Origin of the sequence: Bacillus sp. FSL W8-0645 (assembly GCF_038007905.1) — a bacterium.
Taxonomy (GTDB): Bacteria; Bacillota; Bacilli; order Bacillales; family Bacillaceae; genus Bacillus; species Bacillus pumilus.
The window spans coordinates 2311629-2336749 of the sequence record NZ_JBBOYC010000001.1 but is presented as its reverse complement, the minus strand read 5'-3'; the positions used below and the strand labels follow the sequence as shown (position 1 = coordinate 2336749).

The following is a 25121-nucleotide window of genomic DNA, read 5'->3' as shown; positions in this document are numbered from 1 at the left end:
AAACGAAGATCAGCTGAAACATGCTTCAGCCATCTTCGTTTTTGTGCTGAACTGGGCTAGCTGGGTTCGAACCAACGATCACGGAGTCAAAGTCCATTGCCTTACCACTTGGCTATAGCCCAATATCAAACGTGTAATGATATTGTTCACCATCTGCGGTCATTTATACATAAAAGTTGTATGTCACTAGTTTTAAGTGAAAAAGGAGCGGGAGAAGTAAATGAAAAATGAAAAATCGAAGCAATTATATGAATTTATCCTAAAAGAAGCCCCTGTCATGACCGAAGAATGGCTGAAAACAAGAACTGAAGAAGGCTCATTATATTCCAAACATGCTTCAGAGGAAACGGAAATGAAGCTGAAGGAACAGAACACAGCGTTTATTCAAACCATTGCAGCAACACTTGTGACACTGTCAGACAAAGTAGAAAATCATTTGAAAAAGTGGTCTGTTGATATCGCACGTGATCGAGCCGTTCACGAGGTGCCTTTATATGAAATCATTGGACAATTTAAGATATTTCGTCAGATTTTCTGTTCCAGAATCGAGAAATTCATACTAGAAACCGAGCTTGAAGTGACGCTCCAAGATGTATGCGGGTGGAATCAGCATTTTCATTCCACGTTTGATGATATGATCGAGCGTTTATCAGAAGAATACGACCGCGTGACACTGAGTCAGCTAAATGCACAAAGAGAGATGATTCAGGAACTGAGTGCTCCTGTTATTCCAGTTTCAAAGGAAATCGGAATTTTGCCGCTCATCGGAGAGATTGATACGTACCGGGCCAAAATTATTTTGGAATCCGTGCTAGAACAGGCTTCAAGACTGCGTCTAACGCATTTGTTTATTGATATATCAGGCGTACCGATCGTTGATACGATGGTTGCTTATCAGCTGTTTAAAGTGGTGGATAGTGCGAAGCTTCTAGGCATTGAGACGATTATTTCAGGCATCCGCCCAGAAATTGCTCAAACCGTTGTGAAACTCGGCATTGATTTCTCAAAAGTAAATACAGAACATAGCCTTGCAAAAGCCTTGGGGAAAAGAGGATTTCGTATTTTTGAAGAACAGCCGCAAGAAGCCACATGACCAAAAAACCTGCACTTGTAAAAGTCAGGTTTTTTTATATGCACTTTTTTAAAAAACCACGTTTTCCATCGCAAGCTGATGGTTTTTTCAATTGATTAGGCGTTAAAATGATAAATTGCTCTTTTGTCAGACAGGTTCCTCCGACTTACAATATAGTCAGAGAAGGGAGTGAACCATTTGTATGGGATTGAATATTTGGGACAAGAGCTGCTAGAAGAAGCATGCCGCATGAGAGCATCTGATGTGCACATTGTTCCAAAAGAAAAGGAAGCGTCGGTATCTTTCCGCGTAGACTCAGATTTAATTCAGCAGCGAACCATTGATAAAAAAAGCGGCGAGCGGCTCATTGCTCATTTTAAATTTTTATCATCCATGGATATTGGAGAAAAAAGGAGGCCGCAAAATGGGTCACTAGCTGTGATGCTAAGAAGCGGCCAGGTGTTTATTCGAATGTCTACCCTACCAACTGTAAATGATGAGAGTTTAGTGATTAGAATATTGCCGCAGGATCATGTTCCGAAAATAAAACATCTGTCACTATTTCCGAAAGCCTCCACCAGGTTATTATCATTTTTGAATCATTCGCATGGGCTCATTTTATTTACCGGTCCAACCAATTCAGGGAAAACAACAACCCTTTATTCATTGATCCAGTTTGCAAAAAAGAATTTCAACCGAAATATTATTACACTTGAAGATCCTGTGGAAACGAGAAATGAAGAAGTGCTGCAGGTTCAAGTAAATGAAAAAGCCGGCATCACATATGCCGCAGGATTACGCGCTATTTTAAGACATGATCCAGATATGATTGTGCTAGGAGAAATAAGAGATGCTGAAACGGCCCGAACGGCAATTAGAGCAGCACTAACAGGCCATTTAGTGATGAGTACACTCCATGCGAAAAATGCAAAAGGAGCCCTTTATCGTATGCTTGAATTTGGTGTCACGATGAATGAACTCGAACAAACGATGGTGGCGATTGCTGCGCAGCGATTAATCGAGCTCACCTGTCCTTTTTGCGGAGAAATATGCCAGCTTTACTGTAAATTAAATCGACCGGTCAGACGAACAAATGTATTTGAACTGCTGTTCGGAAAGGAGCTTGGTGAGTGTATCAAGGAGGCTAAAGGAGAATATGCTCACTCGTCATATGAAACACTGCAAAGATTAATTCGTAAAGGAGTGGCACTTGGCTATTTATCGAAAAACACCTATCATCGCTGGGTTTATGAAGAAGCAAGCCTCTAAAGTGTGGTCTAAAAAGGATCAAGCGGAATGTCTATCAAAACTTGCTCAATTGATTCAGGCTGGATATACATTGATTGAGGCATTAACGATGGTGAATATCCAGTTGTCGAATAAGCAGCAGCAACAATTGACACCAGGCATTCAGTGGCTGCTCGAAGGGGAGCCTTTTTATGTGGTGCTAGAAAGACTCCATTTTCAGCGGGAAGTCATTGCCATTTTAAGTTTCTCCGAAAAGCATGGAAGTCTAGCAAAAGCACTTGAACAAAGCGCACGGTTTTTAGAGAAAAAAATTAAACAGGTAGATACGTTTAAACGCATGTTACGTTACCCGATTTTCCTCATCTTTACGGTTTTGATCGTGCTCATACTCGTTCAGCAAATGATCATTCCTCAATTTTCTCTCTTGTACTCCTCGATGGATACCCGAATGTCATGGCTAATTCAAGGTATGTTTGGACTTTTTCAATTGCTGCATGTATCTCTCCTCCTTATCGGCTGTGTGTGTATCTGTCTGACTGGATACTATGCTTTCTTTTTTAGGAAAAAATCTACCCTTGAGAAGCTGAGGGTGATCAGCAGGTTTCCTTTTTTATATAAAGGAATGCGGCTGATGCATACGTATCTTTTCTCTCTACAGTTAAGCGGACTGCTTCAGGCTGGATTATCGATGTACGAGAGCTTGCTAGCTTTTAAGCAGCAAAGCTACTTACCCTTTCTTCAAGAAATATCAGAACAGATGATTGAAGAGTTAAGAAAAGGAGAGAGCATGGCACATCAAGTGAGCCTGTCTTCTTTTTTTGAAAAACATTTTGCAGCCGTCATCGAGCATGGTGAAGCGAGCGGGATGCTTGCAAGAGAAATGTACACGTACAGTCAATTTCTATTAGAGAATGCAGAGCTGAAAATTGAAAAATGGATATCGTGGCTGCAGCCGGTTATCTATGGTCTGACGGCCATTCTTATACTCGTTGTGTATTTATCTATTCTTTTACCAATGTATCAACTGATGGAGCAAGTGTAAGGAGGAGGGCAAAGATATGAATGATAAAGGATTTACTCTGTTAGAAATGTTAATTGTCATGCTTGTGATTTCGATTCTTTTACTTATTACCATTCCGAATATTACTCGTCACCACCAAACGATTCAAGCAAAGGGCTGTGAAGGGCTTAAATCAATGGTGAGCACTCAGGTGATGGCATATGAATTAGAGCACGATGGCAAGACACCTTCTTTAGCTGAATTAGAAAAAGAAGGCTATGTCAAAAAGGGATTAACGTGTCCTAATGGAAAAGCGATTGTCATTCAAAACGGCCATGTGAAGCATGAATAAATTAATTTTTCATGAAAAGGGTTTTACCCTCATAGAACAGCTAATGATCTTACTGGTTCTATCGATTCTATTGTCGATCATAGGAGTGAAAATCCCAAATTTAATAGAAGACGCTGAAGCCAAAAAACAAGTGAACATCATGAAACAAGATTTTCAATTGGCTGCTAATACTGCATTTGTCAAAAAAACACGTGTATATGTTGAATTCTATCCGCCACATGTATCGTATCAGGTAATCGATCAAAAGGATGGCGAAGTCATTGCTTCTTTTCAGCAACAAAAGGGACGCATTAAGGCATCTACATTTCCACAAGGTATCTATTTTAATGTTAACGGACATCCAAGCAGCGGCGGGTCTCTCATCATTCAATTTGGCAGTCAAACGTATAAGCTCACGATCTATTTAGGAAGCGGGCGAATCCATGTTCAAAAGCAATAGAGGGTTTAGTACGATTGAAGCGCTGTTTGCTTGTCATATCTTCCTATTTGCAGCCCTTGTGCTGATGCCGGCCTATGAAAAAATCATGATAGGGAAAAATGAAGTAAGAGCCAAACTTGAGGCTTACCAAATTTTGCATGAACAGATGAATGAATCGTTCATAGAGGGTACAAAATCTTCTGTCAAAAAGAAGCGAGGCGACATCACATATGTATTCAATTGGAGTAAAGAGAAGGGATGTGTATCATACAACTTACAAAAAAAGCAGACCATATGCTTTCACCAGGTTGCTGAACGGTGAACAAGGTTTTACCCTTGTCCAGGCTTTATGGCAATTGCAGCTATTTTTGTTCCTTTCTTTTGGCTGTGTACTGATCTTATCAACAGCTTCGAAAGCTCATCCTTTTGAGGAGATTAACCGATTTTCACAAATGGAGTGGAAACAGACTGTTCTGCAATTAGATGAGGAATTAAGCCGAGCAACGGCTGTTCGATCGGTGCAAGGAGGTAAAGCGTTAGAGTATGTGTCTGATCAAGGGCGAGTGGTAACGATTGAGCCATATCAAGAGATGCTTCGGAAGCGAATGGATCAAGCAGGCCATCTCCCTTTATTGCAAAAGGTGAAAGAATTTCGCGTGAGAACAAATCAGCATAGAGCTATCCTTAAAGTCACAGATGAGTCTGGTAAGGTGTATGAAGCCGTTTTTTTCATATATAAAGGGGTGGTTCCTGCATCGTGAAAAGGGAAGGAGGATTTATCTATCCGCATGTACTGGCTGCGATTCTATTTTTTCTCTTGATCCTAGGGGCAATGACGATGGGGTTTCAAAAAGAGCTGAGAAGTGCAGAGCTGACGATTTCGTTTTATAAAAAACAGCAGCTTTTCAGAGTGGGGGCGAGTGAAGCTGCCCGTACATTCCATCGTTTGTGTGAAAAGCAGCAAACCCCTATTGACACTGAAGATGGCCGCGTGACATTAAAGAAGATAACATGCGATCAAAAGAAAAAGCGTATCCACATGTTAGTCAGTGTGAAAACGAAGGATGGTTTATCAGATGAGCGGGAACTCGTGCTGGATTGGAAGACCCGTGAAATCATGAAATGGGCAAACCCTGAATAGCCAGTGTATAAAATGATCCTCTTCCTGGTAACACTTGAAGAAAGAAGAGGTGAATGTGCTTGAAAACCAATGACTATGTAAAATATATGACACAGGAAATCATTAAATATATGAATACACCACGTGACGAACGGAAGGAACATAAACAAGAGAAAATGGAAACGAAACCGCCATTTTCACAGCGTTTATTTGGGGTTCTGCCGTTTGGGTTTTCAATGATGCTAAAAAAACGTAAGCGACATCGACAAAAGTAAAAAGCCGCCAGCAGGCGGTTTTTTTATGCCCCTTTAGCTGTATTCTTCCACAACAATCACTTTATTGACCTTGTTTGAGTAAGGGTTATAAGAAATAGTGACAAATACCCCAAATTCTTTGGTGTGGTCTTTTAACGTAATATGATACTGTTTCACAGATTCCTTCTCACGATGACGGTCCCATACTTTTTGTTTGAATAAGACTTGCGTTAGTGGATATCGTTTCTTTGCTTCTTTGACTGCCCGTATTTCCCATTGATCTGCGGCGGAAGTGAAACCTCTCGCATCCGCAGGATTGGCGTCTTGTAACATAGGACCCAACAGTAAACTGAGCATGATTATCATCTTTCCATATTTCACTTCACATCACCTCACCTGCTATTATTCTGACCAAATGCTGTACTTTTATGTAAATTTTTAAGAAGTACAAATGTCACACAAAAAAATATTGAATACGGCAAAAGAATGAGAAAATGGAAGAATTTTCTCGCAATAGTTCTTGTTTAAGAACAAAATGGACTAATTTGACGTTTTGGGTTTTATAGGTATTTCCTTATACTGTATGTAATCGTTCTTATTAGAGAACAATCGTTCAAGGAGTTGGAGAATGAATGAAACAGTCGCTCTTTGTACTCTTTTGTGCCATTTGTTTGATTTTCACGTCTCTCTTGATCTCAACAACGAATGCTTCTTTTAACGATGTTGAGCACTCAAACTTTGTCATGAAAACATGCGAAAATTTTGAACAGACGGACCAGAATTGTCAGCCTTCCAAATGGGATAGAAGTCATTTGGAACTCATTGATCAAACGATGATCAAAGGAACAGTCTGCGCGCCTCAAAAGCTGAGCATGACACTAAAAAATAGTGGACAACCTATTGCACACTCTGAATGGAAATGGGAATTACATAAAATGGAAAGTGAGCAGAAGCCGTTACAAGATGGTCATATTCTCGAAAAAGGCTCTATACAGTCCCTTCTTTCTCAAGAAACAACGACTGTCACGACAGATAAAGCAAAAACGAATGGAATTTATGCGTTTAAAATCTATTATCCTAAAGGTTTTGAAGGATCTGAAGATGCATTTATATGGTCTAAACATATGCAGCTCGCAAAGTGTCAAGAAAATGTATCCTAAATGGAGCTGTCTTCTAAATGAAACAGTGATAGGCGAAGGGGAGAAGAGGTCATGAAAAAATGGATGAAAATGTCTGGAAGTATTCTTTATGTAGTGGTGTTCACGGTGATGATTGCATGTATTATTGTCGTATTGTCATCAAGAACTACTGGGGGAGATCCTCAAATTTTCGGTTATCAATTCAAGCAAGTATTATCTGGCTCAATGGAACCAGAATTTTCGACTGGCTCACTCATTGTCGTAAAAGAAGTGACTTCACCAGAGGCACTTAAAAAAGGGGATATTATCACGTTTCAAACGAAACAGGACAAGTCTTATGTGACCCACCGAATTGTTGGGGTGAAAGGAAAGGGACCAAATAAAGCCTTTGAGACGAAAGGTGACCACAATATGTATCAGGACGGCACGCTAGTAAAAGCGGATCAGGTGGCTGCGCAGTATACGGGTGTGACCATTCCATATGCAGGAAAGCTTCTTTCGTATGCAGGGACTTCGGCTGGAACTGCGTTGTTGCTCATTATACCAGGTGTGATGCTGCTCGTTTATTCGACTCTTCATTTTGTGGGCGCTGCAAAACACCGAAGACACACGGCTGATTTACATATGTCAGAGGAACAAGCTTAAATTTTCGTTTGTAACCTAATTAGGTTTCAATAAAACAAATTTATTAGGGGGTTCATTCATGACAAAGAAAAGATCAATTCGTTTAGGTGTATTATCAGGGGCTTTAGGCCTGGCATTAATCGGTGGGGGGACATGGGCGGCGTTTAACGATGTAGAAACGGCAAATGCGGTCTACTCGACAGGAGAGCTGGATTTATCTGCAAAAGAGAACTCCGGCGCCATCAACCTTTCGAACTTAAAACCTGGTGACCGCATCAAGAAAGAATTTAATTTTGAAAATAAAGGATCACTTGCGATCAATCAAGTGCTGATGAGTCTTGATTACAGCCAGTTTCAAGACGGATCTTCCGCGAAAAATGGCGGTAAGAATACAGCTGAAGAATTTCTTGGCCAGTTTCAGGTGAGTGTTCTGACGGTTGGAGCCGAAGGTGGAAATGGTTATCCGAAAAATATTATCTTAGACGCTGCAAACCTGCTTGACTTGCATCAACTAACGGTAAAACAGGATCAGACCGCATTTGAAAAGCTTCGTCATGCCGTTGATGAGAAGTTTTTACATGAAAGTGGGAAGATTAATGTAGCAACTGTTGATGGAACAGTGGCTCCAGAGTATGACGGCATACCAAAGAACCCGTTTGATTACGATAAAATGGAAATGATCATTGAATTTGTCAATGACCAGACGAAGGATAAAGCTGGTCACTATATCCAAAATAAATACCAAGGCGATGCGATTCAAATTGATCTTTCCTTCGAAGCGACTCAGTGGAATGGTTTAACGATCAATCCCAAAAAGCATACGGATGAAAAAGGCTACGTGAAAGAAAACGAAAAAGCACACAGCGAAGATAAAAAATAAAGCCAGTCTTTAGACTGATATCAAGTTCTGCATAGCAATTGGAGGAGTATGCGCTAAAATGTGCGCTTTACTCCTCTCTTTGCTTTTTTTTCCAGATTTGATAATCTAAAAATTCACGAAATTGCTTCTTCGAAACCCCTGATGTCATTGCATCTCGAACTAGTTTTTCCCATTCACTATCTAATTGACCATCGTATTCGGTTTCATCTTTTTCGTGTAACAGTGTATGAACCGAGACGTCCAGAACAGCGGAGACTTTTTCAAGAAATTGAATGGAGGGGTTTGTTTGCAAGTTTCTTTCTATTGAGCTTAAATAAGACTTCGCTACCCCAGCCTTTTCGGCCAGTTCTGATAGTGAGTAGCCTTTTTCATTGCGGTATTGTTTAATACGCTGGCCAATCAATGTCATCACCTTCCTTTCGATATTATAGCACATTCAGAAAGGTTTGATAGAATGACTTCTTACCAGAGGGTGAGACTCAGAGGACTTTTCACTTGATTTGAGGAATTGACGGACTTCTTCAACTGTTAGCCCTGCTTTACGAGCTTCAAGTAATAATTGAACCCATTCACTGTCTAATATGTTCGTTTTCTTTTCCATACAAATACCCTCCTAAAATACTGAATCATGTATTTCAGGCACTTAACGCATGAAATGGAAAGACATAGGTGGTAAGACCTCATAGTTTGCTTGCGTCATTTTTCCGCCCAATACAAACAGACAAACGTTGCTTTTGGCTGATCGAAAATTGTACGTCACATGAAAGGAAGGGGACCTATGGGTCAACCTCCTCTTTTGTGCTGTAAGTAAAAAAGTCCGCCATTTTCAATCGTTAGACTGATTTTTGGTTCATATAAAGTTTTGAGTGCTTGTCTTTCTATTTCATATTCTACAGACGTGTCTGAAGTCCCTTCATAAAATTGGTTTAAAAGTTCAGTGTCTTCTTGCCATTTTTGAACAGCTCTCACCGCCCAATCGTCTGGTTCATCATGGGCGTAACGCTCCATTAGACTGTAGAGCCGTTTGACTCCGCTTTCTGGCTTGATCATTGTACTCATCGTAAAGCAATAATCGGGAATTTGAGATGACAGCTCACGGGTTTCCAGCTTTTCTTGAAATTGTTCAACGACTTCTCCGCGTATTAGATGAAGTCCTAGTGATAAAAGCTTATCCTTCTTTCGATCTGCGAGATAAGAAATTTTCACATTGAGACCAAGCCAAGGCTCGAGTGCGATCTGGTTGTTCGTGAGCGGAGTGACTCGTTCATAGAGACGGATAAATCGGCCCTGCTGTTTGACAGCTTCAAAAATTTGAAATAAACGAGGGGAGCCGAAGTGGATAAATTCACCCTCAATGGTATCCTCCACTCTTTTTTGATCGGTGATGAGGGTCAATTGCCGCGGCTCCGGAACACCACCAGTTTTTTCAAGCCAGTGCCAATAAAAAGGGCGGTTCATAATCAATTTATCCATATCGATGGTCAGTTGTACGGTCATATGTCCTGCACTTTCTTCTAGTATGTCGCATTGATTTGCCTGAAAGAAACGGAGTAGAAAGGTATGTATGTCACGCTGCTTCATTGATCAACTCTCCTTTATGAGCCTTGCTGTCTTTTTTCTAAAAGCGGTGTTTTTGCTTGTGTTAAATAAGAAGCAAACTGAGTTAATTTCTTTTTCATGTCACCGTCTGATTCGTGCTGAAAGAGAATCTGATGCAGTTGGGTTTCGGCATCTTTGATATCGATTCGCGTTAAAATATCATCTAGATCGCCAATGACGTTTTCAAACAGCTGAATTTTTTCATATAAAAGCTTTAAGATGTGTTCCTCAACGGTACCGTTTGTGGACATATTGTAAATGTGGACATCTCGCTGTTGTCCAAGGCGATGGATACGTCCAATCCGCTGTTCTAAACGCATCGGGTTCCACGGAAGATCGTAGTTGATGATTTGGTTACAAAACTGAAGGTTGATTCCTTCGCCGCCGGCTTCTGTCGCAATTAACACTTGTGCCCGTTCTCTAAATAAATCTTTCATCCAATCCTTTTTGCCCCGCTTAAAGCCGCCCCGAAAAGGAACGGAGCTGATGCCATTTTGCTGAAGAAACCATTGTAAATAAATTTGTGTCGCGCGGTATTCGGTGAAAATAATGACCTTTTCATTTAACTGCTGAATAAGCTTGACGACTTCAAGCGCCTTTGTGTTTTGCTGCACTTGATTGATTTTCTCCATAATTTGCGCTATAGCAGAGGAACCAAGGATATGTTTTTCATCTTCCTGCATCTTTTTAATTGTCATATAGACCGCCTCGCGGCTTGAACAGCATTCTCGTTCCAAGGTCATGATGGAAAACATGTGTTTAGTATAAGACGGGTTCTCTTTCAGCTTGCAGATTTCATCATATAATGCTTGTTCCGTCGAAGAGAAATCAATGGAAATCGTTTTGACATGCCGTTTTGTCCACTCGATGCCCGTGTCTTGCCTTCGGTTACGAATCATCACTTTATTCACAAGCTGTTTTAAACGGTCATGGTCTTCTAACTGTAAATCCTTTTTGGCAAAGACATCTTTAAACTGATGTTCATTCCCTAGGTGACCTGGCTTCAGTAGGGAGACAAGATTAAATATTTCTCCGATACGGTTTTGGATAGGCGTCGCTGTCAGCAGCAAGCAGAATTTCTTATTTAGATTTCTCACAAATTCATAGTTTTTCGTTTTATTGTTTTTCAGTTTATGTGCTTCATCAATAATGACCATATCATAGGCAATTGATAAAATGGTGTCTCGATGCGGCTGTCTTTTGGCTGTATCAATGGAGGAAACCACGACGTCACACTGCTCCCATACATAGCTCTTTTTTTGTTCGACAGCATCAATATAAAATTTCGTCCGCAGCTCCTGTACCCATTGAGATACAAGGGAGGCGGGGACGAGTATGAGAATTTTTTTGGCAAGTCCACGAATCATGTATTCTTTGATAATAAGTCCTGCTTCTACGGTTTTTCCAAGTCCCACTTCATCTGCTAAAATGGCTTTTCCGTTCATCTCTTCTACGACTCTTCTGGCTACTTCTAGCTGATGTTTTAAAGGCGTGAATGCAGGCAGATGGGCAGGAGCTTGCAGTCCTTCAAATGAATCAATGGCTGTGACTTTTTGGACCTGCGTCGCTAAACGGTACATTTCCCAGTTCGCCCAGGGGCCGTCTGCTACAAGCCGCTGCTGAAATTCACTTGCCCAATCCTGATCAAAAATCGTTTGAATATTCAATGTGGTCGCCTGCCTTTCTAGTAGGTTGAGGATAAAATTGTTCTGTATTTAAACGCTTCATTTTTTAAGAGGTCTTGAAAAGACTAGATATTTGAATAAAAGCGAACGATAATGAATGGTTGTTTAAAAAATGTTAATGATTTTTCTGTTGCTCTTCATCCGTTTCTAATGGTAGGATGTTGGTAAGTGATCTAGCAAATAAGTCACCCATTTTGATAGTATGTCCAATAAATGTGAAGAATATGAGCGGATGATGGTATGGGGAGAGACTTGGCGGTTATTTAGCACTGGCAGGCGCCGAAGGAGCAAGCTGAATTGTTTCAGTGAATCTCTCAGGCAAAAGTACTCTTACCGGACGCAACTCTGGAGAGTGTTTGCTCATCGTTTTTAGCAAACCACCAAAGGGGAAAACGCACAATGATGTTGTGCTGTAAACTTTCAGGTGCAAGGACAGAGACTTCTTTTTGATAAAAGGGAGCGCTCTGTCCTTTTTTGCTGTGATTTTTTTCTGAAAATTCAGCTTGTGATCTGCACTGAAAGAAAAAAGGGGGAAACGATTGATGTTGAAACGAACACCGCTTTTTCATGCGTATGAAACGTTTGGCGCAAAAACCATTGACTTCGGGGGCTGGGAATTACCTGTCCAATTTTCTTCCATTAAAGAAGAGCACGAAGCTGTTCGAACAAAGGCAGGGCTTTTTGATGTGTCTCACATGGGTGAGGTGGAAATCAAAGGTCAAGATGCCCTTCCTTTTTTACAAAGGTTATTAACCAATGATGTGTCTAAGCTGACAGACGGCAAGGCACTATATACAGCCATGTGCTATGAAGATGGCGGGACAGTGGATGATCTGCTCGTCTACCAAAAAGAAAAGAACGATTATTTGCTTGTCATTAATGCATCAAATATCGAAAAAGATGTGGAGTGGCTGCTTCAGCATCAAGGTGAGAACGACGTATTGATCCAAAATGTCTCTGATCAAATCGCCTTGCTAGCCCTTCAAGGACCTCTTGCCGCTGACATCATGAAAGATGTGGCGGATGAAGAAGTGACATCGCTCAAGCCATTTACATTTTTATCAAGAGCTGAGGTTGCTCAAAAAGAGGTGCTTGTTTCAAGAACTGGCTACACAGGAGAAGACGGCTTTGAAATCTATTGCCAGTCAGAAGATGCGGTCCACATTTGGTCGGCTTTATTAAAAGCAGGCGCACCAAAAGGATTAATACCGTGCGGGCTCGGTGCACGTGACACCTTGAGATTTGAAGCAAGACTTCCGCTTTATGGGCAGGAGCTATCAAAGGATATCTCTCCATTAGAAGGCGGGATTGGCTTTGCTGTCAAAACGGATAAAGAAGCCAATTTTATTGGCAAAGAAGCGCTCAAGAAGCAAAAAGAAGAAGGGCCGAAGCGAAAGCTTGTCGGCATTGAAATGATAGATAAAGGGATTCCGCGCACAGACTATCCGGTCTTTTCAGGAGAAAAGCAGATTGGGGTAGTCACAACGGGCACACAGTCCCCAACATTAAAGAAAAATGTCGGGCTTGCTTTAATTGAATCTTCTCAGGCGCAGCTTGGAACAGAGATAGAAGTACAAGTTCGCAAAAAACGTCTAAAAGCGAAAATCGTCGCAACACCATTTTATAAAAGAGCCAAATAACGAGGGGGAATAGAGGATGAAGCATAGGTATTTGCCGCAAACCGAGCAAGATCAAAAAGAAATGCTGGATGTCATCGGCGTTCAGTCGATTGATGAGCTTTTTTCAGATATCCCAGAAAAAGTGAGATTTAAAGGAGCATACAACATTAAAGCAGCCGCATCTGAAACAGAGCTTGTAAGGGAATTATCCCGATTAGCTGCAAAGAATAAAGATACGGTCTCCTATGCATCGTTTCTTGGTGCCGGTGTATATGATCATTACCAGCCTGTCATTGTGGATCATGTCATCTCACGTTCTGAATTTTATACAGCATACACACCTTATCAGCCGGAGATTTCGCAAGGTGAACTACAAGCCATTTTTGAATTTCAAACAATGATTGCTGAGCTGACAGGTATGGATCTTGCTAACTCCTCGATGTATGATGGCGGGACAGCATTAGCTGAAGCGGCAATGCTAGCTGCTGGGCATACAAAAAAGAAAAAAGTGGTTGTTTCTGAAACGGTTCACCCTGAAGCAAGAGCCGTGCTAAAAACATATGCCAAAGGACAGCACATCGAAGTTGTTGAAGTGCCTGCGAAAAAAGGGCAGACGGACCTAGCAGCATTAGAAAAAGCTGTCTGCGAAGATACAGCAGCAGTTCTTGTGCAATATCCAAACTTTTTTGGTGTCGTCGAACCATTAAAAGACATTGAACCTATTGCCCATCAAGGGAAAAGTCTGTTCGTTGTCTCTAGTAATCCACTTGCACTCGGGTTACTGACGCCGCCAGGAAAACTTGGAGCAGACATTGTCGTTGGTGATGCACAGCCGTTTGGTATTCCAGCAGCGTTTGGCGGGCCGCATTGCGGATATTTTGCTGTGACGAAAAAGTTGATGCGAAAAGTGCCAGGTCGTTTAGTCGGGCAGACAGAAGACGAAAATGGTGTTCGTGGGTTTGTACTAACCCTTCAAGCGCGTGAGCAGCATATTCGGAGAGATAAAGCGACGTCCAATATTTGTTCGAATCAGGCATTAAATGCATTAGCCGCTTCCGTTGCCATGACAGCACTCGGAAAAACAGGCATCAAAGACATTGCGTATCAAAACGTACAAAAAGCCCACTATGCGAAGACGCAGGCAAAAGCATATGGACTGCTTGCTGATGTAGAAGGGGCCCATTTCAATGAATTTGTCATCAAATTACAAGAACCTGTGAAAGAAGCCAATAAACGTTTGCTTGAAAAAGGAATCATCGGCGGCTATGACTTAGGGAGAGACTACCCAGAGCTTCAACATCACATGCTTGTCGCCGTGACAGAGCTAAGAACGAAAGAAGAAATTGATACGTTCATGAAGGAATTGGGGGATCGCCATGAATAAACAAGATCAGCCGCTTATTTTTGAATTATCCAAAGAAGGAAGAATTGGTTATAGCCTGCCTGATTTAGATGTACCTGAACAGGAGATCCCGTCCTTATTTGATGAGGCGTACATCCGCCATGAGGATGCTGAGCTTCCTGAAGTATCTGAGCTTGATATCATGCGTCATTATACAGCATTATCAAGACGCAATCATGGGGTCGATTCCGGATTTTATCCTCTTGGCTCTTGTACGATGAAATATAATCCAAAGATTAATGAAAAGGTTGCACGTCTTGCAGGCTTCGCGCAAGTCCATCCACTACAAGAGGCAGACACTGTGCAGGGAGCATTAGAATTGCTGTATGACCTAGGTGATCATCTTGAAGAAATTACGGGGATGGATGCTGTGACATTACAACCTGCGGCAGGAGCACACGGAGAATGGACAGGACTCATGATGATCCGTGCGTACCATGAAGCAAGAGGAGATCTTAAGCGAACAAAAGTCATTGTGCCGGATTCTGCCCATGGAACGAACCCAGCATCTGCGACAGTGGCTGGATTTGAAACCATTACCGTCGCATCTGATGAGAATGGGCTTGTTGATTTAGAGGATCTGCGCCGTGTTGTCAATGAAGAAACTGCGGCTTTAATGCTGACGAATCCGAATACACTCGGCCTATTCGAAGAAAATATTTTAGAAATGGCTGAAGTCGTTCACGGAGCTGGTGGCAAACTTTATTATGACGGAGCCAACTTGAATGCCGTTTTGAGCAGAGCAAGACCGGGGGATATGGGCTTTGACGTTGTTCACTTAAATCTTCATAAAACCTTTACAGGTCCACATGGAGGCGGAGGCCCTGGTTCAGGTCCTGTAGGCGTAAAAAAAGATTTGATCCCGTACTTGCCAAAGCCGGTGCTTGTGAAGAAAGAAGGCCGCTTTTACTTCGATGATGATCGACCAGAATCAATTGGCCGCGTGAAGCCGTTCTATGGTAACTTCGGCATTAACGTCAGAGCATATGCGTATATTCGCTCTATGGGTCCAGACGGCTTAAAGGCTGTAACTGATAATGCCGTGTTAAATGCGAACTATATGATGCGCCGCTTAAGTACTCATTTCGATTTGCCATTTGACCGTCACTGTAAGCATGAATTTGTCCTTTCAGGTAAACGTCAGAAAAAATTAGGTGTGCGTACACTGGATATTGCCAAACGATTACTTGATTTTGGCTATCATCCGCCAACGATCTACTTCCCGCTCAATGTAGAGGAATGTATCATGATTGAACCAACTGAAACAGAATCAAAAGAAACTCTTGATGCCTTCATCGAAGCGATGATTCAGATTGCCAAAGAAGCAGAAGAGAATCCAGAAGTGGTACAGGAAGCGCCGCATACGACGGTTGTCAAACGAATGGACGAAACAAAGGCCGCGCGAAATCCAGTTCTCGTTTTTGAAAGATAAAGAAAAAAGACTCAGGGGGATCATGCTCCCAGAGTCTTTTTTGTTAGTTCTTCGTTTTGATGCGGCCGCCCCATTTTTTAAAGCCGCCTTTTAAATTATAAATCTCACGACAGCCGTTTTTACGTAAAGTTTGCGCTGCTTTTCCGCTTCTCAAATTGTTTTGGCAATAGAGATAAACAGGCTTGTCAGGACGAATTTCATTTTTGCGCTGTTTTAGCTGGGAAAGGGGGATGTTTCTTGCCCCTAAAATATGTCCGCCATCAAACTCGTTTGGCTCTCTCACATCAATGAGTTGAGCTTTGCGGTAACCTTTAATAAATTCTTCTTCCGTCAGCGTTTTCATAATGCGCTGCTGATAAATGTAGCTGCCGACAGAATAAAGAACGAAAAGTCCACAAAGTGAGAGGACGATATAGTTGAACATTGACAATACAACTCGACTCCTTCTTGAGCATCAGCACAGTGGCCTGTCTGATGGTACGTTTTAGACAAATACTATTATAGTAAAGCAAAAGAAACTTGTCATCATAAATGGTAAGAATTATTTTCAATTCGTTCCCTATTTGATAGACTGATGAAGAGAGAATATCGGTGGCCATGACCATCATCTAACATTGACTACGTAAAAGAGAAGGGATTTTTATATGCAAAAAGAGAAATGGTGTTTCATTGATACAGGAAATCAAGACCCTGCCTTTAACATGGCAATGGATGAAGCCTTGCTTTATTGGCATAGTGAGAAGCTTATCCCGCCTGTCATCCGCTTTTATGGATGGAATCCTGCGACATTGTCTGTTGGGTATTTTCAGCATGTTGAAAAAGAAATCAACATGGAAGCAGTCGAGCGCTATGGCCTTGGGTTTGTCCGCAGACCGACTGGAGGGCGGGGGGTTCTTCATGATCAGGAGCTGACCTACAGCGTCATTGTGTCAGAAGAACATCCAGAAATGCCGGAGACGGTGACAGAGGCGTACCGCGTCATTTCAGAAGGCATTTTAGAGGGCTTTAAAGAACTGGGACTCGATGCGTATTTTGCCATTCCTCGAACAGATAAAGAAAAAGAAAGCTTAAAAAATCCAAGATCGTCTGTATGCTTTGATGCCCCTTCCTGGTACGAGCTTGTCGTAGAAGGCAGAAAGGTAGCAGGCAGTGCTCAAACGAGACAAAAAGGAGTGATCCTCCAGCACGGCTCCATCTTAATTGACCTTGATGAGGACAAACTGTTCGATTTATTTCTATATCCAAACGACCGTGTGAGAGAGCGGATGCAGAGAAGCTTTAAAAACAAAGCGGTCGCCATCAATGAAATCTCAGACCGAACTTGTACAATAGACGATGCGCGTGTGGCGTTTAAACGAGGATTTGAAAAAGGATTAAATATTGAGCTTATACCTTATGAGCTGACAGATGAAGAGTTAGCATTTGTCCACCATCTTGCCAAAACGAAATATGCCTCAGACGAGTGGAATTACAAGCGTTAGGACAAAGGACACTCCTTGTTTTTTAATGGGCGATGGTGTAGAATTGTTATGATTATTAAGTAAAGGTGCATTATGGAGGGGTTTTATGACTACACCTAGTATGGAAGATTACATTGAACAAATATATATGCTGATAGAAGAAAAAGGATATGCTAGAGTCTCTGATATTGCAGAAGCACTCGCTGTCCATCCCTCCTCTGTAACAAAAATGGTTCAGAAGCTAGATAAAGATGAATACCTCATTTATGAGAAGTATCGTGGTCTAATTTTAACCCCGAAAGGCAAAAAAATTGGAAAACGTCTCGTATACAGACATGAACTGCTAGAGCAATTTTTAAGAATCATTGGTGTAGATGAAGAGAAAATTTATGATGATGTAGAAGGCATTGAACATCATCTCAGCTGGAACAGCATTGACCGCATCGGCGATCTCGTTCAATTCTTTGAAGAAAACGACGAGCGATCTGTTCAGCTGAAAGCGATTCAAAAGAAAAACGAACAAACAAATCAAGAATCTTAAGAAAAAGGACACCCATGCTGAGGGTGTCCTTTTTGATTAAAGTTCTAATTGAAAGCATATGCTCTTACACTATTAATAGCGTGATATCAAAGGGGGCTCCTTGATGAAGATAGATGGTGTGTTCTCAGGTGGAGGCATTAAAGGGGCAGCACTTGCGGGTGCCTATGAAGCGCTTGAAGCAAGAGGATTTCAATTTGTCCGCCTTGCTGGTACAAGTGCTGGAGCGATCATTGCTTCACTCATCGCAGCAGGCTTTACAAGTCAGGAGATTCGGGAGCTTTTAGATGAAATGGATGAACATCACTTGCTTGATAGGAGATGTCAATTCATTCCGTTTAAAATGCTTAGGTGGGTCTCCATTTACTGGCGCCTCGGTCTGTACAAAGGCGACCGGCTGGAAAAATGGCTGACAGATGTGTTGAAACGAAAGGGGGTCACCGTATTTGGGGATCTCAAAAAAGATTCGCTGAAAATTGTTGCCTCTGATTTAACAAATGGGAAAATCCTCGTTCTACCAGACGACCTTCCTTCATACGGCTTAAATTCAGAGCGCTTTTCTGTTGCAAGGGCAATCCGGATGAGTTGCAGTCTGCCGTATTTTTTCGAGCCTGTCAAACTAAAGTCATCAAAAGGCATTTGTACCATTGTGGATGGAGGCGTGCTTAGCAATTTTCCAATTTGGTTGTTTGCCGAAGAGAAAAAAAGACCATTCGTCGGTGTCACATTAACCCCAAACGAAAAAGAACGCCCTCAACACTCCATCCGCAATGCGTTTGAACTGTTTGGCGCTCTTTTTGAAACGATGCGTGGAGCTCATGACGAAAGACACATTGCCACAAAACACGAACGTCATGTTATTTTTATTCCTGTAGAACACGTCATTGCCACAGATTTTCAGCTAATGACAGAAAAGAAAAAGGCGCTCGTCGATCTAGGCAGACAGAAGGCCGAGCAATTTTTAAAAAGCTGGACATTTTAAAACAAAGCGCGATTCTTCTTTTTGTTTTTCTTGCCTTCAATCACAGTTAACTGTGTTTGGCTTTTCTTTTTGAGAAGGACGGGCTTAGACTTGTGGTCAGTCGGCACGCTTCGCAAATGAGTGACCCGATTTTTCATCTGGCTTTTCGTTTTTGGTTTAGGCTGCTGGTAGCGACGTTTCGATTGTTTGACTGCTTTACGATAAAGATTGCCTTCTGTTCCAGTTCTTCGATTCATCAGCCATCTAAATAGGAAGAACATAACCGCTCCAATGATCACAACTGATAGCAGCATTGTAAAAAGTCTGCCTGGATTCGTTGTGAGTAAATACACAAATCCCAAAATACCTAAAGCGAAAATAATGGTAAAAGCAGGATGTACTCGGCGATTCATAACTGTCCACCTCCGAAGGAATTTACCGGATTTATAAGTTAGATCACTTGATGAGCAGAATCTGACGCTTGTTTCTCAGACGCTTCCTCTAAACGAAGAAGTTCATTAAAACTTGCAATGGCTACCTCGACTTGATCGTCAGAGGGTTCTTTTGTTGTGAGCAATTGTAGCCAAAGACCAGGATAGCCAAGCACTTTCAGCACAGGCACTTCTCGGAGTTTGTTCGTAAGCTGAAGCACTTCAAATGAAATGCCGAGAACAACCGGAATGAGCGCCAAGCGATTCAGAATTCTCACCCATAAAGGATCTGTCGGTACGAGTAAATAGACGAACATTCCGACAATGACAGTGAATAAAATAAAGCTGCTACCGCATCGATAATGAAGCCGTGATTGTTTTTGGACATTTTCCACTGTGATGTCAAGATTCTGTTCATAGCAGTTTATGACTTTATGTTCTGCGCCATGATATTGAAATACCCTTTTAATTAAAGGGGTCATGGAAATAAAGTAAATATAGCCTAATAACAGGACCAGCTTAAAGAATGTTTCCACTGCAATTTGTGCGAAATTCCCTGAAAAGACGGGCCGCACAAGTTCAGCTAAAAAGACAGGTACTAGGGTAAAGACAAATTTACTAAAGAGAAGAGAGAGAACTCCGATCACAGCAATGCCGAAAATCATAGATAATTTCGAGCTTTTTTGTTCTTTTTCAAGAGTATGATCTTCTGAAGGATCTAAGTCATAGCGCTCGCTGGAGAAGTTTAAGTGCTTACTGCCATTTGCGCTTGCTTCAACAAGTGCAGCAACACCCCTGACAAAGGGGATTTTCTTGAGAAAGGCGGTTCGTTTATTGGAGGTCCGGGGAAGCTTCAAAAACTCAATGGACTGATCCTTTCGCCGAATCGCTGTCACATAGTTCTTTTTACCTCCGAACATGACACCTTCGACAACTGCCTGCCCTCCATATGCTGGAGGTTTTGTTTGATTGGACATATTTCATCAACCTGCCTGTTTCCTGTAATTTACATGCTTTTCCTTATACCTTTATTGTACAGGAAATGAGGGGAAATCACTAGCTCACAGGTCGATTATCTACTAGAATTCTATCTACCTCTTTTTAGCCAGTATACCCTGTTATAAAAATTTTACACTCACGGATGGAATCCTTTTTATTCATGACATTTTGGACATACTACTTGCTGGAGGTGTTCACAAATGAAACGTGATGAAAAGAAAAACCAAGAAGAAAAAAATCAGGCTGTACAAACGTCATCGCTGTTGGCAAGAGCAGCTGCGACAGGCTTTGTTGGCGGTGTTTTTTGGGGCTTTATCGGGTTTCTGACCCATATGTTTCATTTCTCAGAGGTGAGTCCCAATATGCTCCTTCAGCCTTTTGTGCTCGGAGAGTGGAAAAAGGGCGGACTTGGTACTTTTATCAGTATTGTACTTTTAGGGGTTTTATCGATCGGAGCAGCCTTTATTTATTATGGGCTTTTGAAACGGATCAAAGGCTATTGGATGGGGCTGATATATGGCGCAATTTTATGGCTGCTCGTTTTTTACGTATTTAATCCCATTTTCCCAGATGTAAAGCAAGTCCAGGATTTGCAGCAAAGCACCATCGTCACGACATTTTGTCTATATATTTTATACGGCATGTTTGTCGGGTACAGTATTTCGTTTGAATATAATGAATTAACGAGTCAAAAGCTTGCGAGGGCACTCGGGAAAAAGACAGAATAAAGTGTAAATCACCTATTCATATGATAAAATATTTTTGGAAACGAAAGGTTTCTAAGAAAAAAGAAACAGATCTCGATATAGATTGAATTAGGGTGAAGGAGTGGTTGTATGCCTCATTTTCTTGTGCTGAATGGGCCCAATTTAAATAGGCTTGGCAAAAGAGAGCCGGCTGTTTACGGAAGTAAGACGCTGACAGATTTAGAAACGGATTTGTTCCAGTTTGCAGAAAGAGCCAATATCCAGTTAACGTTCTTTCAATCGAATCACGAAGGAGATTTGATTGATGCGCTCCACGAGGCAGAAGATCAGTACGATGGAGTCGTGTTTAACCCGGGGGCTTTTACACACTACAGCTATGCCCTAAGAGATGCCATTGCAAGTATTTCTTTATCCGTTGTTGAAGTACATATCTCAAACGTTCATAAGAGAGAGGAATTCCGCCATCATTCTGTACTTGCTCCAGTATGCCAAGGGCAAATCGTTGGTCTTGGTTTAGAAGGGTATAAATTGGCGATTCGTTATTTAGTGAGTGAAGGGGGAGCAGTATCATGAAACTTGAAAAGTTAAGAACACTTTTATCTGAATTAGAGATCGATGGTCTAGTCATTACGAGCAGCTTTAATTTACAGTACATGACCAGCTTTACTGGCTCAGCCGGTCTCGCCGTTGTTTCAAAGGACCGGGCAGCTTTTATCACGGATTTCCGTTATACAGAGCAAGCGAAGGACCAAGTAAAAGGCTTCGACATTATTGAACATAAAGGAAACATCGTAGAAACAGCAGCTCAAACGGCAAAGGAATTTGGGATCAAACGCCTTGGGTTTGAACAAAACCATATGACATTTGCCACTTACCAGCAGTATGCAGGTAAAGCAGGTGATATTGAGCTTGTTCCGGTCTCAGAATCAGTTGAAAAGTTGCGCTTGATTAAGTCTAGTGAAGAGATTAAGATATTAGAGGAAGCTGCGAAGATTGCAGATCACGCCTTTGATCATATTCTCACTTACATCAAGCCGGGCTTGACGGAAATTGCTGTCATGAACGAGCTTGAATTTTTCATGAGAAAAGAAGGCGCTGAAGGATCTTCATTCGATATGATTGTCGCCTCAGGTGTTCGTTCAAGCCTGCCGCACGGAAGAGCGAGTGAAAAGGTGATTGAATCTGGTGATTTAGTCACACTCGATTTCGGTGCTTACTATAAAGGGTATTGTTCTGATATGACAAGAACGATTGCTGTTGGCACACCGAGCGATAAGCTAAAGGAAATTTATCATATCGTATTAGAAGCAGAAAACGCTGGTGTGGATAGAATCAAGCCAGGCTTAACAGGAAAAGAAGCTGATCGCATCACACGTGACATCATTGAAAAGTATGGCTATGGTCAATACTTCGGGCATTCAACTGGCCACGGGCTAGGGATGGAAGTACATGAAGCGCCAGGCCTTTCCTCACGATCAGAGGTCGTCTTAGAAAAAGGAATGGTCGTGACAGTTGAGCCGGGAATTTACTTGCCGGATGTCGGCGGCGTGAGAATTGAGGATGATATTGTCCTGACAGCTGACGGCAATAAACGATTGACCCACTCACCGAAAGAACTTATCATATTATGATGGTGAAATGTAGGAGGATGACAAAATGATTTCAGTAAACGATTTTCGTACAGGCCTGACAATTGAAGTGGACGGCGGTATTTGGCGTGTAGTGGATTTCCAACACGTAAAGCCAGGGAAAGGCGCAGCGTTTGTTCGTTCGAAACTGCGTAACCTACGTACTGGTGCTATTCAAGAAAAAACATTCCGTGCAGGCGAAAAAGTAGCGAAAGCTCAAATCGAAACAAAAACAATGCAATACTTGTACGCAAATGGCGATCAGCATGTCTTCATGGATACAAGTTCTTATGAGCAGCTTGAACTAAGTGAAACACAAATTAAAGATGAGCTGAAATATTTGCTAGAAAATATGTCGGTTCAAATTGTGATGTACGGTGCTGAAACACTTGGAGTAGAACTTCCAAACACGGTAGAACTAGAAGTAGTAGAAACAGAGCCTGGTATTAAAGGTGACACAACATCAGGCGGATCAAAACCTGCAAAAACAGAAACTGGTTTAATCGTCAACGTTCCTTTCTTTGTGAACCAAGGAGATAAACTAGTCATTAATACATCAGACGGTTCATACGTGTCAAGAGCGTAATGAATGAAGAAAGACTGTAAACCTCGTGTTTACAGTCTTTTTTTATTGTAAAACATGTAAGACTCCCCAAAAGGCAGGCCTTCTCTCAATTCTCTCATTCATCTCTTTTCCTTCCTGAAAAACAAGACTACTTCCAGCTAGACAAGCATATAGTGTAAAAAAAGCTGGAGGTTCTATATGAAACAATTTCTCCCAGGTCTACATCCATCAGTCGCTGCGATGGCAGGCATGAGGTTTTTATCGGCAGCGATTGAACTGACGGCCGCCATCCTCATTTTAGTCACAAATGACGTTCGAAAAGCGGTTGTCATCAATAGTATATTGGCGATCATTGGGCCGCTCATTTTTATTATCACGATGACGATTGGAATCTATCAAATCGCAGGGCAGTTATCCTATGCCAAGCTCGTCTTTATTTTCATTGGTGTCGTATTTATTCTTGTTGGGATCTATAAGTGAAACGGCTTGGCATAATTAACGGCTCCCATCATACATTTTAGAGAAGAAAAAAAGGAGGGGAATTCGTTGCGGAGTTTGTTGGATATTCTCCCGCACTCGATTGGACAAGAACTTAGACTGCTAAAAGAAGCAGAATGGGATCAAATAGAAGAAATCCGCATTCGCACGGATCGTCCTATTGAATTAATGCAAAGAGGAAAACCGCGCTTTCTTTCTTATCACACAACAGGAGAAGATGCGTCTCAGCTATTAGGCAGGCTGAGCAATTATAGTATGTACACACTTGAAGAGGAGCTAAAGCAAGGCTACATCACCATCTCAGGCGGACACCGGGTGGGACTTGCAGGAAAGGTGATCGTTGAAAACGGCATTGTCAAAGGATTAAGAGATATCTCTTCATTTAATATCCGCATCGCAAAAGAAAAAGTCGGGATTGCGCTTCCCTTTCTTCCCTATTTATATGACGAGCACTGGTGCAATACACTGATCATCGGTCCACCGCAAACAGGGAAAACAACATTATTGCGGGATATAGCAAGACTGGCTAGTACAGGCACAAAAGCAATTCCTCCTAAAAAAACAGGCATTATAGATGAGCGTTCAGAAATCGCTGGGTGTATAAGAGGGGTGCCGCAGCACCAGTTTGGACACCGAGTGGATGTGCTCGATGCGTGTCCAAAGGCTGAGGGGTTGATGATGATGATTCGGTCTATGAGTCCAGAGGTCATGATTGTCGATGAAATCGGAAAAAGCGAGGATGTGCAGGCACTATTAGAAGCGATTCATGCTGGGGTCACCATTATCGTTTCCGTTCATGGCTATTCACTTGAAGATGTGTATAAACGCCCATCATTGAAGCCGTTATGGGAGCTTCGAGTGTTTGAACGATATGTTGAATTAAATCGCAAGGACGGTCCCGGCACGATCGGGCGGATATATGACCAAGACGGACAAGAGATGAAATGGAGGCGGGGAGTGGACGTATGTTAAAGCTCATTGGCGCTATCTTGATTGTCGCGGCTACGACTTGGGGAGGGTTCGAGTTTGCCAAACGATATAGCGACCGGCCGAAACAAATTCGGCAGCTCCGGTTTGCGCTCCAGTCTCTTGAAGCTGAAATTATGTATGGTCAAACACCGCTAGCGCGTGCAGCAGAGCAAATTGCGTCGCAAGTAGGTCCTCCTGTGAATTGGTTATTTGAACAATTTGCAGAAAAGCTGAAAGTTGGAACCTTTTCTGCACGGCATGCATGGAATGAGAGTCTTGAGGATGTTTGGAAAAAAACCGTCTTGAAAAAAGGCGAATATGAGGCACTGAGGCACTTTGGAGAAACACTTGGCCAGCATGATGTCACGTCTCAGCAAAAATATATCAAGCTTGCTTTAGGTCATTTGGAATCGGAGGAGAAGGAAGCTGAAATCGCCCAAGCCAAAAATGAAAAAATGGTCAGAAGCCTCGGATTTTTAAGCGGATTACTACTGATTCTTTTATTGATGTGAGAGGAAGGG

33 protein-coding genes, 1 tRNA gene and 2 riboswitches are annotated in these 25121 nt (G+C 42.0%); of the genes, 25 read left to right on the top strand and 9 right to left on the bottom strand.

The window, feature by feature from the left end; all coding sequences use genetic code 11:
- Positions 1 to 51 precede the first annotated feature (51 nt).
- A tRNA-Gln gene (locus tag NST39_RS11965) sits at positions 52 to 122 on the bottom strand.
- Positions 123 to 220: 98 nt separating this feature from the next.
- Here NST39_RS11965 and NST39_RS11960 point away from each other — a divergent pair.
- The 9 genes from NST39_RS11960 (at position 221) to NST39_RS11920 (ending at position 5485) form a co-directional block, all read left to right on the top strand.
- Positions 221 to 1093, top strand: coding sequence for an STAS domain-containing protein (locus NST39_RS11960; RefSeq protein ID WP_341028557.1), 873 nt, complete (start codon positions 221 to 223; stop codon positions 1091 to 1093).
- A 177-nt stretch (positions 1094 to 1270) separates the two neighbouring features.
- Positions 1271 to 2341, top strand: coding sequence for a competence type IV pilus ATPase ComGA (gene comGA, locus NST39_RS11955; protein WP_341028556.1), 1071 nt, complete (start codon positions 1271 to 1273; stop codon positions 2339 to 2341).
- Positions 2283 to 3362: a competence type IV pilus assembly protein ComGB gene (comGB, locus tag NST39_RS11950; protein ID WP_341028555.1), complete on the top strand. Its 1080-nt coding sequence runs from the start codon at positions 2283 to 2285 to the stop codon at positions 3360 to 3362. Before comGA ends, comGB begins: the two co-directional genes overlap by 59 nt.
- A 16-nt stretch (positions 3363 to 3378) precedes the next feature.
- Complete coding sequence (gene comGC / locus NST39_RS11945; protein WP_003217322.1) at positions 3379 to 3672, top strand: competence type IV pilus major pilin ComGC; 294 nt, start codon at positions 3379 to 3381, stop codon at positions 3670 to 3672.
- Positions 3665 to 4111 carry a competence type IV pilus minor pilin ComGD gene (gene comGD / locus NST39_RS11940; RefSeq protein ID WP_341028554.1) on the top strand — a complete coding sequence of 149 codons (447 nt, stop codon included), beginning with the start codon at positions 3665 to 3667 and terminating at the stop codon, positions 4109 to 4111. The genes comGC and comGD overlap by 8 nt, the downstream gene beginning before the upstream one ends.
- Positions 4095 to 4412 carry a competence type IV pilus minor pilin ComGE gene (gene comGE / locus NST39_RS11935; protein WP_044140968.1) on the top strand — a complete coding sequence of 106 codons (318 nt, stop codon included), beginning with the start codon at positions 4095 to 4097 and terminating at the stop codon, positions 4410 to 4412. The genes comGD and comGE overlap by 17 nt, the downstream gene beginning before the upstream one ends.
- On the top strand, positions 4351 to 4851 hold the full coding sequence (comGF, locus tag NST39_RS11930; protein ID WP_044140971.1) for a competence type IV pilus minor pilin ComGF: 501 nt from the start codon (positions 4351 to 4353) through the stop codon (positions 4849 to 4851). Before comGE ends, comGF begins: the two co-directional genes overlap by 62 nt.
- The gene (locus tag NST39_RS11925) at positions 4848 to 5231 is read left to right on the top strand and encodes a competence type IV pilus minor pilin ComGG (RefSeq protein WP_341028553.1); all 384 of its coding nucleotides are present in this window, start codon (positions 4848 to 4850) and stop codon (positions 5229 to 5231) included. Before comGF ends, NST39_RS11925 begins: the two co-directional genes overlap by 4 nt.
- A 59-nt stretch (positions 5232 to 5290) precedes the next feature.
- Positions 5291 to 5485 carry a YqzE family protein gene (locus NST39_RS11920; protein ID WP_044140973.1) on the top strand — a complete coding sequence of 65 codons (195 nt, stop codon included), beginning with the start codon at positions 5291 to 5293 and terminating at the stop codon, positions 5483 to 5485.
- Between the two features lie 33 nt (positions 5486 to 5518).
- Here NST39_RS11920 and NST39_RS11915 read toward each other — a convergent pair whose 3' ends face one another.
- The gene (locus NST39_RS11915) at positions 5519 to 5797 is read right to left on the bottom strand and encodes a DUF3889 domain-containing protein (protein ID WP_065098439.1); all 279 of its coding nucleotides are present in this window, start codon (positions 5795 to 5797) and stop codon (positions 5519 to 5521) included.
- A 299-nt stretch (positions 5798 to 6096) separates the two neighbouring features.
- Here NST39_RS11915 and tapA point away from each other — a divergent pair, with 299 nt between their 5' ends.
- From tapA to tasA, 3 genes are read left to right on the top strand one after another with little or no spacing between them, the layout of a single operon-like run.
- Positions 6097 to 6624, top strand: coding sequence for an amyloid fiber anchoring/assembly protein TapA (gene tapA, locus NST39_RS11910; protein ID WP_106065584.1), 528 nt, complete (start codon positions 6097 to 6099; stop codon positions 6622 to 6624).
- 51 nt (positions 6625 to 6675) lie between these two features.
- Complete coding sequence (gene sipW / locus NST39_RS11905) at positions 6676 to 7248, top strand: signal peptidase I SipW (protein ID WP_341028552.1); 573 nt, start codon at positions 6676 to 6678, stop codon at positions 7246 to 7248.
- 58 nt (positions 7249 to 7306) lie between these two features.
- Positions 7307 to 8107, top strand: a complete 801-nt coding sequence (gene tasA, locus NST39_RS11900; protein ID WP_341028551.1) for a biofilm matrix protein TasA — start codon at positions 7307 to 7309, stop codon at positions 8105 to 8107.
- A 67-nt stretch (positions 8108 to 8174) separates the two neighbouring features.
- Here the strand turns inward: tasA and sinR are convergent, their stop codons facing one another.
- The 4 genes from sinR to NST39_RS11880 all read right to left on the bottom strand — a co-directional run bounded on the left by sinR (position 8175) and on the right by NST39_RS11880 (position 11373).
- The gene (sinR, locus tag NST39_RS11895; protein WP_106065581.1) at positions 8175 to 8510 is read right to left on the bottom strand and encodes a transcriptional regulator SinR; all 336 of its coding nucleotides are present in this window, start codon (positions 8508 to 8510) and stop codon (positions 8175 to 8177) included.
- Between the two features lie 33 nt (positions 8511 to 8543).
- On the bottom strand, positions 8544 to 8708 hold the full coding sequence (locus NST39_RS11890) for an anti-repressor SinI family protein (protein ID WP_003217357.1): 165 nt from the start codon (positions 8706 to 8708) through the stop codon (positions 8544 to 8546).
- A gap of 182 nt (positions 8709 to 8890) precedes the next feature.
- Positions 8891 to 9688 (bottom strand): YqhG family protein, encoded by a 798-nt coding sequence (locus NST39_RS11885; RefSeq protein ID WP_341028548.1) that lies wholly within the window; start codon positions 9686 to 9688, stop codon positions 8891 to 8893.
- A 14-nt stretch (positions 9689 to 9702) separates the two neighbouring features.
- A complete protein-coding gene (locus NST39_RS11880) occupies positions 9703 to 11373 on the bottom strand; it encodes a DEAD/DEAH box helicase (RefSeq protein WP_106065580.1) in 1671 nt (556 codons plus the stop codon).
- A gap of 250 nt (positions 11374 to 11623) precedes the next feature.
- Positions 11624 to 11731, top strand: a riboswitch (glycine riboswitch).
- Positions 11732 to 11734: 3 nt separating this feature from the next.
- Positions 11735 to 11829: riboswitch (glycine riboswitch) on the top strand.
- A 104-nt stretch (positions 11830 to 11933) separates the two neighbouring features.
- Here NST39_RS11880 and gcvT point away from each other — a divergent pair.
- From gcvT to gcvPB, 3 genes are read left to right on the top strand one after another with little or no spacing between them, the layout of a single operon-like run.
- Complete coding sequence (gcvT, locus tag NST39_RS11875) at positions 11934 to 13031, top strand: glycine cleavage system aminomethyltransferase GcvT (RefSeq protein ID WP_003215703.1); 1098 nt, start codon at positions 11934 to 11936, stop codon at positions 13029 to 13031.
- A 16-nt stretch (positions 13032 to 13047) separates the two neighbouring features.
- The gene (gene gcvPA / locus NST39_RS11870; RefSeq protein ID WP_341028546.1) at positions 13048 to 14394 is read left to right on the top strand and encodes an aminomethyl-transferring glycine dehydrogenase subunit GcvPA; all 1347 of its coding nucleotides are present in this window, start codon (positions 13048 to 13050) and stop codon (positions 14392 to 14394) included.
- A complete protein-coding gene (gene gcvPB, locus NST39_RS11865; RefSeq protein WP_106065577.1) occupies positions 14387 to 15844 on the top strand; it encodes an aminomethyl-transferring glycine dehydrogenase subunit GcvPB in 1458 nt (485 codons plus the stop codon). The genes gcvPA and gcvPB overlap by 8 nt, the downstream gene beginning before the upstream one ends.
- 43 nt (positions 15845 to 15887) lie before the next feature.
- Here gcvPB and NST39_RS11860 read toward each other — a convergent pair whose 3' ends face one another.
- On the bottom strand, positions 15888 to 16268 hold the full coding sequence (locus tag NST39_RS11860; protein WP_034620482.1) for a rhodanese-like domain-containing protein: 381 nt from the start codon (positions 16266 to 16268) through the stop codon (positions 15888 to 15890).
- A 220-nt stretch (positions 16269 to 16488) separates the two neighbouring features.
- Here NST39_RS11860 and NST39_RS11855 point away from each other — a divergent pair, with 220 nt between their 5' ends.
- The 3 genes from NST39_RS11855 (at position 16489) to NST39_RS11845 (ending at position 18824) form a co-directional block, all read left to right on the top strand.
- A complete protein-coding gene (locus NST39_RS11855) occupies positions 16489 to 17325 on the top strand; it encodes a lipoate--protein ligase family protein (RefSeq protein WP_341028544.1) in 837 nt (278 codons plus the stop codon).
- Between the two features lie 85 nt (positions 17326 to 17410).
- Entirely contained in the window at positions 17411 to 17845 is a 435-nt protein-coding gene (gene mntR / locus NST39_RS11850) for a transcriptional regulator MntR (RefSeq protein WP_003215946.1), read from the top strand.
- Positions 17846 to 17948: 103 nt separating this feature from the next.
- Positions 17949 to 18824, top strand: coding sequence for a patatin-like phospholipase family protein (locus NST39_RS11845; protein ID WP_044140985.1), 876 nt, complete (start codon positions 17949 to 17951; stop codon positions 18822 to 18824).
- Here NST39_RS11845 and NST39_RS11840 read toward each other — a convergent pair.
- Together NST39_RS11840 and NST39_RS11835 are read right to left on the bottom strand one after the other, a co-directional pair.
- Positions 18821 to 19216 (bottom strand): SA1362 family protein, encoded by a 396-nt coding sequence (locus tag NST39_RS11840; RefSeq protein ID WP_106065575.1) that lies wholly within the window; start codon positions 19214 to 19216, stop codon positions 18821 to 18823. The two genes, NST39_RS11845 and NST39_RS11840, sit on opposite strands and share 4 nt — an antisense overlap.
- A 38-nt stretch (positions 19217 to 19254) precedes the next feature.
- Positions 19255 to 20211, bottom strand: coding sequence for a DUF1385 domain-containing protein (locus NST39_RS11835; protein WP_065098392.1), 957 nt, complete (start codon positions 20209 to 20211; stop codon positions 19255 to 19257).
- A gap of 222 nt (positions 20212 to 20433) precedes the next feature.
- Here NST39_RS11835 and NST39_RS11830 point away from each other — a divergent pair, with 222 nt between their 5' ends.
- The 7 genes from NST39_RS11830 (at position 20434) to spoIIIAB (ending at position 25112) form a co-directional block, all read left to right on the top strand.
- A complete protein-coding gene (locus NST39_RS11830) occupies positions 20434 to 20961 on the top strand; it encodes a YqhR family membrane protein (RefSeq protein ID WP_113767417.1) in 528 nt (175 codons plus the stop codon).
- A gap of 108 nt (positions 20962 to 21069) precedes the next feature.
- A complete protein-coding gene (aroQ, locus tag NST39_RS11825) occupies positions 21070 to 21513 on the top strand; it encodes a type II 3-dehydroquinate dehydratase (RefSeq protein ID WP_003215787.1) in 444 nt (147 codons plus the stop codon).
- Positions 21507 to 22571 carry a M24 family metallopeptidase gene (locus NST39_RS11820; protein ID WP_170966016.1) on the top strand — a complete coding sequence of 355 codons (1065 nt, stop codon included), beginning with the start codon at positions 21507 to 21509 and terminating at the stop codon, positions 22569 to 22571. The genes aroQ and NST39_RS11820 overlap by 7 nt, the downstream gene beginning before the upstream one ends.
- Positions 22572 to 22596: 25 nt before the next feature.
- Positions 22597 to 23154, top strand: coding sequence for an elongation factor P (gene efp / locus NST39_RS11815; protein WP_012010541.1), 558 nt, complete (start codon positions 22597 to 22599; stop codon positions 23152 to 23154).
- A 177-nt stretch (positions 23155 to 23331) separates the two neighbouring features.
- Positions 23332 to 23613, top strand: coding sequence for a YqhV family protein (locus NST39_RS11810; protein WP_050943774.1), 282 nt, complete (start codon positions 23332 to 23334; stop codon positions 23611 to 23613).
- Positions 23614 to 23679: 66 nt separating this feature from the next.
- Positions 23680 to 24603: a stage III sporulation protein AA gene (spoIIIAA, locus tag NST39_RS11805; protein WP_265208164.1), complete on the top strand. Its 924-nt coding sequence runs from the start codon at positions 23680 to 23682 to the stop codon at positions 24601 to 24603.
- Positions 24597 to 25112, top strand: coding sequence for a stage III sporulation protein SpoIIIAB (gene spoIIIAB / locus NST39_RS11800; RefSeq protein ID WP_341028537.1), 516 nt, complete (start codon positions 24597 to 24599; stop codon positions 25110 to 25112). The genes spoIIIAA and spoIIIAB overlap by 7 nt, the downstream gene beginning before the upstream one ends.
- Positions 25113 to 25121: the final 9 nt, after the last annotated feature.

Bases quoted from the DNA above. Each gene is read 5' to 3' on its own strand.
- NST39_RS11960 (WP_341028557.1), top strand. From the start codon at position 221: ATGAAAAATGAAAAATCGAAGCAATTATATGAATTTATCCTAAAAGAA.
- comGC (WP_003217322.1), top strand. From the start codon at position 3,379: ATGAATGATAAAGGATTTACTCTGTTAGAAATGTTAATTGTCATGCTT.
- comGD (WP_341028554.1), top strand. From the start codon at position 3,665: ATGAATAAATTAATTTTTCATGAAAAGGGTTTTACCCTCATAGAACAG.
- comGE (WP_044140968.1), top strand. From the start codon at position 4,095: ATGTTCAAAAGCAATAGAGGGTTTAGTACGATTGAAGCGCTGTTTGCT.
- NST39_RS11915 (WP_065098439.1), bottom strand. From the start codon at position 5,797: ATGTTACAAGACGCCAATCCTGCGGATGCGAGAGGTTTCACTTCCGCC.
- tapA (WP_106065584.1), top strand. From the start codon at position 6,097: ATGAAACAGTCGCTCTTTGTACTCTTTTGTGCCATTTGTTTGATTTTC.
- sipW (WP_341028552.1), top strand. From the start codon at position 6,676: ATGAAAAAATGGATGAAAATGTCTGGAAGTATTCTTTATGTAGTGGTG.
- tasA (WP_341028551.1), top strand. From the start codon at position 7,307: ATGACAAAGAAAAGATCAATTCGTTTAGGTGTATTATCAGGGGCTTTA.
- NST39_RS11890 (WP_003217357.1), bottom strand. From the start codon at position 8,708: ATGGAAAAGAAAACGAACATATTAGACAGTGAATGGGTTCAATTATTA.
- NST39_RS11885 (WP_341028548.1), bottom strand. From the start codon at position 9,688: ATGAAGCAGCGTGACATACATACCTTTCTACTCCGTTTCTTTCAGGCA.
- gcvT (WP_003215703.1), top strand. From the start codon at position 11,934: ATGTTGAAACGAACACCGCTTTTTCATGCGTATGAAACGTTTGGCGCA.
- gcvPA (WP_341028546.1), top strand. From the start codon at position 13,048: ATGAAGCATAGGTATTTGCCGCAAACCGAGCAAGATCAAAAAGAAATG.
- gcvPB (WP_106065577.1), top strand. From the start codon at position 14,387: ATGAATAAACAAGATCAGCCGCTTATTTTTGAATTATCCAAAGAAGGA.
- NST39_RS11860 (WP_034620482.1), bottom strand. From the start codon at position 16,268: ATGTTCAACTATATCGTCCTCTCACTTTGTGGACTTTTCGTTCTTTAT.
- NST39_RS11855 (WP_341028544.1), top strand. From the start codon at position 16,489: ATGCAAAAAGAGAAATGGTGTTTCATTGATACAGGAAATCAAGACCCT.
- mntR (WP_003215946.1), top strand. From the start codon at position 17,411: ATGACTACACCTAGTATGGAAGATTACATTGAACAAATATATATGCTG.
- NST39_RS11845 (WP_044140985.1), top strand. From the start codon at position 17,949: ATGAAGATAGATGGTGTGTTCTCAGGTGGAGGCATTAAAGGGGCAGCA.
- NST39_RS11840 (WP_106065575.1), bottom strand. From the start codon at position 19,216: ATGAATCGCCGAGTACATCCTGCTTTTACCATTATTTTCGCTTTAGGT.
- NST39_RS11835 (WP_065098392.1), bottom strand. From the start codon at position 20,211: ATGTCCAATCAAACAAAACCTCCAGCATATGGAGGGCAGGCAGTTGTC.
- NST39_RS11830 (WP_113767417.1), top strand. From the start codon at position 20,434: ATGAAACGTGATGAAAAGAAAAACCAAGAAGAAAAAAATCAGGCTGTA.
- aroQ (WP_003215787.1), top strand. From the start codon at position 21,070: ATGCCTCATTTTCTTGTGCTGAATGGGCCCAATTTAAATAGGCTTGGC.
- efp (WP_012010541.1), top strand. From the start codon at position 22,597: ATGATTTCAGTAAACGATTTTCGTACAGGCCTGACAATTGAAGTGGAC.
- NST39_RS11810 (WP_050943774.1), top strand. From the start codon at position 23,332: ATGAAACAATTTCTCCCAGGTCTACATCCATCAGTCGCTGCGATGGCA.
- spoIIIAB (WP_341028537.1), top strand. From the start codon at position 24,597: ATGTTAAAGCTCATTGGCGCTATCTTGATTGTCGCGGCTACGACTTGG.